Genomic DNA, 8,204 nt, shown 5'->3' on the forward strand with positions numbered 1-8,204 from the left:
TTATTATCATGACACAAAAAAACTGCCCTTTTACAGGCAGTTTTTCTTTATCCAAATACTTTCTCAAGTTCATCTTTATCTTGGCTTAACCAGAAGTTCATTAAGCGTTTTGCTCCTTCTAAATCGTGAAGCTTCGCTTGACCACATTGCGTTTCATTTGCAGCTGGAATTTCTGTAATTTGAACTGCATCTTTTAATGTTAGTTCTAATAAATCGATGATTTCTCGAACTGTCGGTGTTCCGCTTACTACAAGGTAGTATCCTGTTTGGCAGCCCATCGGTGAAATATCGATAATATCGAAATGCGGATAACGATCAATATATTTACGTAAATTAAATGCTAATAAATGTTCTAACGTATGAATAACATCTGGTTTCATCGCTTGTTTATTCGGTTGGCAAAAACGAATATCAAATTTATTTACAATACCGTCACTACCTACATTGTGAACTCCGCAATGTCTTACATAAGGTGCCTTTACAATCGTATGATCTAATTCAAAGCTTTCTACTGATGGCATACAACATCTCTCCCGCTTTTAATTTAATTCCGTTATATCCAATATGATATAACGGAAATGAACATTAGTAAAGTATTATGTACAGTCGTGCTATAATACTTTAAGAATATGCTGAAAAGGAGATCGTTATGAAACAGATTTTTATTGGGATTATACGCTTTTATCAAAAGTTCATTTCTCCGATGACACCACCAACTTGCCGTTTCTATCCAACTTGTTCTCATTACGGATTAGAGGCGTTTCAAAAGCATGGTGCACTCAAAGGCTTTTGGCTTACTTGTAAGCGTATATTAAAATGTCACCCTTTCCATCCAGGAGGATTTGATCCTGTCCCAGATAAAAAGGATGACAAAGTACATTCTTAATTTTCGTAACCATTCACAACTAAATCTAATTTTCCTGTATCAGGATCGATAACAAGACCGTGAACAGGTACTTCTTCCGGAAGTAATGGGTGGTTGCGAAGTACTGATACGCTATGTTCTACACTTTCTTCTACACTAGAGAAACCGCGCAAAAATTGTTCTAAATCGATTCCAGAATAACGAAGCATATCTAATTTCTCTTCTGTTATACCGCGTTCTTTCATTTTCTCAATCGTACTGCTTGCTTGAATTTTTGCCATACCACAATCATGGTGACCAACTACACATACTTCATCAGCACCAAGCTCATATACAGCGACTAAAATACTACGCATAATACTTCCAAATGGATGTGAAATAACAGCGCCTGCTACTTTAATAATTTTCACATCGCCGTTACGCATATTCATCGCTTTCGGCAATAGTTCAACAAGTCTTGTATCCATACAAGAAATAATTACCATCTTTTTATTTGGAAATTTCCCCGCCACAAACTCTTCATACTTTTTCTCTTCAACAAATTTCTCATTGTATTGCAAAATCTCTTCTAATGACTTCATAGTAAGGAACCCTCTTTTCTCTCGTTTACACTACATAAATAGTGTACCAAAATATGAAAAACACAAAAAGGATATCGCTTTATAGTAAAAATAAGATATTTTCAGATAATCGACATAATTCTTTCAAAATATACACACAGCTTTGTAACAAGTCCTCCCTATTTAAAACGTATTTTCACTATAAACTAATTGTAGATAATGTAAAAAAGGAGTGAATATTTATTATGTCCGACGTTCTGTTACTGAGTCGTTTTCAATTTGCAATTACTGTTTTTTATCATTTTTTATTTGTACCTTTGACAATCGGACTTGTTATTTTAGTAGCGTGTATGGAGACTCAATACGCCCGCACATTGAATCCAACATACCGCAAAATGGCAAATTTCTGGGGTAAATTATTTACAATTAACTTCGTAATGGGGATTATAACCGGGATTACGATGGAATTCCAATTTGGAACAAACTGGTCTGAGTACTCCAAATATATGGGAGATATTTTCGGATCCCCTCTCGCAATCGAAGCACTCGTTGCATTCTTCTTAGAATCTACTTTCATGGGAATATGGTTATTCGGTAAAGACAAAATTTCACCAAAGTTCCGTGCCTTCTGTATGTGGATGGTTGCACTTGGAACAAATATTTCCGCCCTTTGGATTATTACAGCAAACGGCTTTATGCAAAACCCTGTTGGCTACGTCGTACGTAACGGCCGCGCTGAATTAAATGATTTCTGGGCACTCGTTACGAATCCATATGCTTGGAATATGTTCTTTCATACTGTAGTTGGTTGTTATATTGTTGGTGCTTTCTTCGTTATGGCCATTAGTGCCTATCACTTATTACGTAAAAATGAAGTTGAATTCTTCAAAAAATCATTTAAGTTTGGCTTAATGTTAGGCTTATTCGCCGCAACAATTACACCGTTTATGGGACATCAATCTGGTGTATCAGCAGCTAAATATCAACCTGCTAAAGGTGCTGCAATGGAAGCTGTTTGGGAAACTGGAAAAGGACAAGGCTTCTCAATTGTACAAATTCCTGATGTAAAAAACGAGAAGAACTTTGAATTCTTAACGATTCCAAAGTTAGGAAGCTTCTTCTATACAAATTCATTTGATGGCGAAATTGTTGGTTTAAAAGATATTCCAAAAGAAGATCGTCCAAATGTTAACCTCGTGTACTATAGCTTCCGCTTAATGGTTGCACTTGGTATGTTCTTTATGGCATTAACTTGGTACGGTTTCTACTTAAACCGAAAAGGAAAACTAGAAAACTCAAAACGTTACTTAAAAATTACAATATGGTCTGTTTTACTACCCTATATCGCAATTAATGCTGGTTGGATTGTTGCCGAAGTAGGTCGTCAACCATGGACAGTATATAAACTAATGCGTACCGCAGAATCTGTATCACCTATATCTGTCCCACAAATTTGGTTTTCATTAATTAGTTTAATCTTGTTCTACACTTTACTTTTAATCGCAGACGTATACTTAATGCTGAAGTTCGCAAAAAAAGGACCAGCAGCATTAGAGGAACCTGCTACTGAGGGAGGTGTAGCTCATGTCTCATGATATGCTTGCGATTATCTGGTTTGGTTTATGGGGTGTGATTTGGACAGTTTACTTTATTCTTGATGGATATGCACTTGGTAACGGAATGATTTTTCCTTTCGTTACGAAAGACCGACAAGAACGAAATCAATTACAAGAAGCAATTGGCCCGTTCTGGGGCGGTAATGAAGTATGGTTAATTACAGCTGGTGGCGCAACATTTGCTGCCTTCCCAGTCACATATGCAAATATGTTTAGTTATTTATATACACCGTTATTCTTAGTATTACTTGCACTATTTGCTCGTGCTGCTGGACTTGAATTCATGCATAAAGATGATTCACCAATTTGGCAAAAAACTTGTAAATGGGCATTTGCAATTGGTAGTTTCTTAATTGCTTTCCTATTCGGGGTTACATTTGCTAATCTTTATTACGGACTACAAATCGGAAAAAATGGCTATGAAGGAAATTTACTTAGCTTACTAAATCATTACGGTATTTTAGGAGGTCTGTTCTTCACTGTTATATTCGTCGTATCTGGTGCACTTTGGGTTATGATTAAAACGACTGGTGAAGTATCTGACCGTGCTTATAAAATCGCTAGACCATTTTCAATGGCAGCTGCTATCATTTTAGCTATTTTCTATGTAGCAACTGCAAATCGTACAAATTTATTCCAAAACTTCACAGAATATCCGGTACTATTCATTCTTCCAGTACTTGCAATGTTAATGAGTGTACTCGCACTTATTATGGTGTACAAACACAAAATTGGTCTTGCATTCACATTCGTTTGCTTAACAATCGCAATGTTTATGACAACTGGCTTTGCGGGTATGTTCCCAAGAATGTTACCATCTCGTATTAATGATGCTTATAGTACAACGTTATACAACGCAGCTGGTAGTCAATTAAACTTAAAAATTATGTTCTTCGTTGCGATGGTTATGGTACCAATTGTTATTGGCTATCAACTTTGGAGCTACAGTATCTTTAAAAATAAAATTCATAAAGACTCTGCTAAAGGGTATCACTAAAATGAAAAAAGACACTTCGTTTGAAGTGTCTTTTTTATACGTATGATTTTCGATAAGATGTTATATTTCTAATCTAACAACTATAATACAGAAGAATCATTAACAGCTCACAGCTAGATTGTAGCACAGGGCAAGGTCATCATTTTATGCAATTTTACATATTTCTCTCTATAAAGTAAACTGTATTCCTTGATCATTCACGTCGCTATCCCCTACATCTGCTGTACTAATACCACTAAATGTTTGTACTTTCATTCCTGTATTTGATGATCCCGATCCATTATACGCTTTCGTTTTTTCAATCGGCTGCACGTTATATTTATCTCCTAAATTAATCGTTCCATTGCAGTTTTCAATAATAACCCCTTCCACAACTGACGGCATTTTGTCACCTACTTTCATTTCCTTACTTTCATTTTATGAAAAGCGCCTAAAAAAATAGCATGTTTCCATAAGAAAAAGCACTCAAATTGAGTGCTTTTTCTTATTTACCTTTTTTCTTTTTCTCACAAGCAATTCCATCGCCATCACGGTCTAAATGCTTACCGTAATATGGACTATCTCTTGTAATGTCATAATATCCCGCATCGTTTGCTTCTTTGCAATTAGCAAAACGTTTCGGATCTGGTTTTACTTCCGGTTTCGGTTGTGGTTGCGGTTGTTTTGCTCCTGGTCTTTCTTCAAATGGTAACGTTGCATTATATAAGAACTGAACGTATTGCTCACGACTTACATGCATTTTAGGTGCGAATGTACCATCACCAGTGCCAGCCGTAATATAATTTGATTTAATTGCAGTAATCGCAGGATTCGCCCATCCATTTCTATCTACATCCGGGAAATTATGATCCCCTTTAATTTGCAATTGGAATCCTCTTGTCAAAATTTGTGCCATTTCTTCACGAGTTAACGAATCTTTCGGTCTGAATCTCCCTGTGTTATCTCCAACGAATACGCCCATCTCTGTTAAAGCAAGAATCTCTTTTTTAAACATAGTTGAACGATCCGTAACATCTTTATATGGATTGTTATACTGCTCTTTTACTGTCGGTTTTAAGTGACGGAACATAAGAGCTGCAACTTGCTCACGCGTTACATCATCACCAAATCCAAAAAGTCCATTTCCGTATCCAGCAACAACGTTTTTATTTGCTAAATCCATAATTGCTTTATAAGACCAATGATTGTTTGGAACATCTTTAAAACCTGCGCTTGCCTGCGCTGTTCCAATTGAAGTAAATGCTGTAGTTGCAACAAGTGCACCTGTTAAAATTAATTTCTTAAATCTCATACTTAAGTCTCCTTCTCTTTCCATAATAACCATTTAACAATATAACAAATTATTCAAATGTATTTTGTCATATTCTGTCGAACACAAAAAAGAATCCTGCAGGATTCTTTTTTGCTAAGCATGAATGGCAATTTTGGAGACAGTTGACTTCTTCAAAAATTTATTAGGGGTAATATTTTGAAAAAGAAAGCCTTTCATATGTAGGTTAACACCACTGGAATATATAGTAAATTGATAATGTTTATACGGAAGATTGCTAATGTTTAGTATAGATAGTTTCCACTATGCAAACAGTAAAAACATTCTATACTAAATAAAAAAAGGGCCTTCAAAGAAGACACCTTCCATAAACAGACACTATAAAACAGAATTATTTATTGTTATACGATTGTTAGATACAAAAAGTAGAGGGAAATGTTTGTATTAAATTCTGCTTTATATAGTCTGCCTACTCCTTATATTTTAATCCTCTTCACTTGAAAATAAATATAATATGCATAATTACATACCAAAAAGAAAAGACACTCCATTGAGTGCCTCTTCAACCACTTTACTTTTAATATATCGCTTTGAATATATTGTAACATATGTATCCATATATTTTATTGAGAAAATTCTAAATCATTTTTTCTTTCATTTTCAATTATAAAATCATGTAATATAAAAGGTATGTCAAATTCTTATACAAATTGAGGTGTACTATATTTATGTATTTTGGAATCATTCCTCTTATATTGTTTATTATTTTTCTTATCTCTTACTTAAAGGATCCGCGAAAAATAATAAATGGGTTTTTATTTAATGCCTTTATCTGTTCATTTCTATTATTTTGCGCTATAGCCTCATATGAGTCTGGTAGTAATTCTTTACATTTTATCGTTATTATTCCGATGTTAGCGCTCATTGTAATGATACCTTTTGCTATAGTCGCTTTAATGTTTGGGCTATTTCTTAATGCAAAAATTTTAATGCAACGTGAAGGAAGACGCTTCACAAACTCTTTAACTTTAATTGCTGCTTTAGGGATTTTATTCTTTATAATGCTCCCTATTATAAATCCAGCAAGCTTATTCTCAGAGCATTTTCAATTTATTTTTGCTGCTATATCTCTTATAACTATGTATTTCTTTATACACTTATCTAACTTCTTAAGCGCGTATTTTTTATACCAATTCAACAGACCAAGACGTAATCAAGATTTCATTATCGTTCTTGGTAGCGGATTAATTAATGATAAAGTACCACCTTTACTTGCCAGTCGTATTCATAAAGCAATCGACTTTTACTGGAAACAAGCCGCTGTAAATACGCCACCAACAATTATTTTCTCTGGTGGACAAGGTCCAGATGAAGGCCTTCCAGAGGCAGAAGCGATGCAAAAGTACGCTGTTGAAAAAGGAATTCCGCTTGAACATACAGTGCAAGAAAATCGCTCTGTAAACACATATCAAAATATGTTGTTCTCTAAAGAAATTATGGATTCTTTAAAGCCTGAAGGTAAGTATAATAGTATCTTTACAACGAACAACTTCCACCTATTCCGCGCTGGTATATATGCAAGACAAGCAGGTCTTAATAGCCAAGGAATTGGATCAAAAACTGCATTTTATTACTGGCCTAATGCAATGATTCGTGAGTATGTTGCAATCGTTGTGATGGGACGTAAGCGCCATATGAAAATATGTGGAACTATTTTAGGCTTCGCTTTATTCCTATCCGTGCTTAGTTTTATCATTTCTTAATAGCATCCCATCCTTTGAAAGGATGGGATTTCTTATACTCATTTCAAAAATATTTTAAAGTTAATATGGTCATAATATTCCCTGCATACATCCATTAAAGGAGAATTTTTTCAAATTAAATGTTAAAATAAAATTTAGGTGTGAATGATGTAACAAACAAGAAACTAGTTTGAAACGAGGAAATTACATGGAGAAAATTATCAAAAACAAGCCCAATAAGCTAAAAATTGCTTCAAAAGCTTTGATGATTATTATTGGGGCATTTATCACAGCGTACGGATTAGAAGCAGTATTAATTCCAAATAACGTATCAGACGGTGGTGTGACTGGTTTAAGTATCGTTAGTTCAAGATTATTTGGATTGCCATTAGGAGCTCTAATCGCAATTATTAACATTCCTTTCGTTTGGTTAGGATATAAGCAAATCGGTAAAAGCTTTGCGATTTATTCCATTATCGGGATTGCTTCATTAGCAATAGGTACCGTTGTCATGCATGGTATACCAGCTATTATTGAAGGCGATACATTATTAGTTACAGTTGTTGGTGGTATTATCATCGGTTTCGGTATGGGACTAGCATTGCGTAATGGCGGGGCATTAGATGGAATCGATATGCTAGCTGTATTGCTTTCTCGTAAGTTACCATTTGGAACGAGTGACCTTATTTTATTCTTAAACATGTTCGTATTTATTTTCGTATCAACAGTATTCGGTCTTCAAGGAGCTATCCTTTCAGCAATTGCTTACTTTATTGCTTCGAAAGTGATTCATATCGTTGAAGTTGGTTTAAGTGGTTCGAAAGCATTTAAAATCATTACAAAAGAGCCTGAATTGATGGTAGAAACCATTCGCGATCGTTTAGGCCGAAGTGCAACATATAACGAAGTATACGGTGGTTATTCTAGAGAGAAATTCAAAGAAATTTCTTGTGTAATTAACCGTTTAGAAGAAAGTAAAATGAAAGAACTTATTAATGAAATCGATCCACACGCCTTTATTACAGTTTATGACGTAGCAGAAGTAAAAGGCGGTAACTTTAAGAAACGTGATATTCATTAATCATTATGAATAAAGAGGGTGTGCCAATATGCTGGCACACCCTCTTCTGTTATTGTCGGTAAGTCGATATATT

9 protein-coding genes are annotated in these 8,204 nt (G+C 34.8%); 5 read left to right on the forward strand and 4 right to left on the reverse strand.

What is annotated here, in order from left to right; translation table 11 throughout:
• Nucleotides 1-47: 47 nt before the first annotated feature.
• Nucleotides 48-521, reverse strand: coding sequence for an S-ribosylhomocysteine lyase LuxS (gene luxS, locus MR079_RS26725; protein WP_001141369.1), 474 nt, complete (start codon nt 519-521; stop codon nt 48-50).
• Between the two features lie 128 nt (nt 522-649).
• Between luxS and yidD the strand changes: the two genes are divergently transcribed.
• Nucleotides 650-886 carry a membrane protein insertion efficiency factor YidD gene (gene yidD, locus MR079_RS26730; protein WP_000809333.1) on the forward strand — a complete coding sequence of 79 codons (237 nt, stop codon included), beginning with the start codon at nt 650-652 and terminating at the stop codon, nt 884-886.
• On the opposite strand, the gene MR079_RS26735 is transcribed toward yidD, so the two are convergent.
• Nucleotides 883-1,446 (reverse strand): beta-class carbonic anhydrase, encoded by a 564-nt coding sequence (locus MR079_RS26735; protein WP_000838160.1) that lies wholly within the window; start codon nt 1,444-1,446, stop codon nt 883-885. The genes yidD and MR079_RS26735 overlap by 4 nt on opposite strands.
• A gap of 224 nt (nt 1,447-1,670) precedes the next feature.
• Here MR079_RS26735 and cydA point away from each other — a divergent pair, with 224 nt between their 5' ends.
• Together cydA and cydB are read left to right on the forward strand one after the other, a co-directional pair.
• Nucleotides 1,671-3,020: a cytochrome ubiquinol oxidase subunit I gene (cydA, locus tag MR079_RS26740; RefSeq protein ID WP_227572028.1), complete on the forward strand. Its 1,350-nt coding sequence runs from the start codon at nt 1,671-1,673 to the stop codon at nt 3,018-3,020.
• Complete coding sequence (cydB, locus tag MR079_RS26745; RefSeq protein WP_139869573.1) at nt 3,010-4,038, forward strand: cytochrome d ubiquinol oxidase subunit II; 1,029 nt, start codon at nt 3,010-3,012, stop codon at nt 4,036-4,038. The genes cydA and cydB overlap by 11 nt, the downstream gene beginning before the upstream one ends.
• Nucleotides 4,039-4,206: 168 nt before the next feature.
• Here cydB and MR079_RS26750 read toward each other — a convergent pair whose 3' ends face one another.
• Together MR079_RS26750 and MR079_RS26755 are read right to left on the reverse strand one after the other, a co-directional pair.
• A complete protein-coding gene (locus tag MR079_RS26750; RefSeq protein ID WP_011040784.1) occupies nt 4,207-4,440 on the reverse strand; it encodes a spore germination protein in 234 nt (77 codons plus the stop codon).
• Nucleotides 4,441-4,522: 82 nt separating this feature from the next.
• Nucleotides 4,523-5,329, reverse strand: a complete 807-nt coding sequence (locus tag MR079_RS26755; RefSeq protein ID WP_242294950.1) for an S-layer homology domain-containing protein — start codon at nt 5,327-5,329, stop codon at nt 4,523-4,525.
• Between the two features lie 707 nt (nt 5,330-6,036).
• On the opposite strand from MR079_RS26755, the gene MR079_RS26760 reads away from it, so the two are divergent.
• Both MR079_RS26760 and MR079_RS26765 read left to right on the forward strand, forming a co-directional pair.
• On the forward strand, nt 6,037-7,071 hold the full coding sequence (locus MR079_RS26760) for a YdcF family protein (protein ID WP_000273523.1): 1,035 nt from the start codon (nt 6,037-6,039) through the stop codon (nt 7,069-7,071).
• Between the two features lie 187 nt (nt 7,072-7,258).
• Nucleotides 7,259-8,131, forward strand: a complete 873-nt coding sequence (locus MR079_RS26765) for a YitT family protein (protein WP_000411239.1) — start codon at nt 7,259-7,261, stop codon at nt 8,129-8,131.
• Nucleotides 8,132-8,204 lie beyond the last annotated feature (73 nt).

The sequence above is a fragment of the Bacillus cereus group sp. BfR-BA-01381 genome (assembly GCF_022663555.1).
GTDB classification, from domain to species: domain Bacteria; phylum Bacillota; class Bacilli; order Bacillales; family Bacillaceae_G; genus Bacillus_A; species Bacillus_A pacificus.